This is a genomic window from Janibacter sp. LM (genome assembly GCF_039631275.1).
GTDB classification, from domain to species: domain Bacteria; phylum Actinomycetota; class Actinomycetes; order Actinomycetales; family Dermatophilaceae; genus Janibacter; species Janibacter terrae.
Genome location: NZ_JBDIVG010000103.1, coordinates 1 through 346, shown reverse-complemented (window position 1 = coordinate 346; position 346 = coordinate 1). Strand labels below are relative to the sequence as shown.

The following is a 346-nucleotide window of genomic DNA, read 5'->3' as shown; positions in this document are numbered from 1 at the left end:
TCCGTCCACCAACCCGGTGACGCCGTGTCCGGCGTGCTCGTGGACGTCGCTCGCCGCAGGATGATCTGGTGAGGCAGCGACCACTGCCGCCGCCAGGGGGTGGGTGCTGGTGGCCTCCAGTGCCGCTGCCAAGGAGAGCACCTCCGCGTCGGTGTGACCGTTGGCCGCGTGCGTGGCCACCACCCGGGGCTCGTTGCGAGTCAGGGTGCCTGTTTTGTCGAAGGCGACCGTGCGGATCGTCCCGAGTTGCTCGAAGGCTGCTCCGGACTTGATGATCACCCCGAACTTGCTGGCCGAGCCAATCGCTGAGATCACCGTGACCGGGACCGCGATCGCCAAGGCGCAG

At 68.2% G+C, this 346-nt stretch carries 1 protein-coding gene; it reads right to left on the bottom strand.

Annotated elements, in window-relative coordinates; all coding sequences use genetic code 11:
* Positions 1–346, bottom strand: a 346-nt coding sequence (locus ABC138_RS17630; protein ID WP_345914481.1) for an HAD family hydrolase, incomplete at both ends; no start/stop codon positions are given.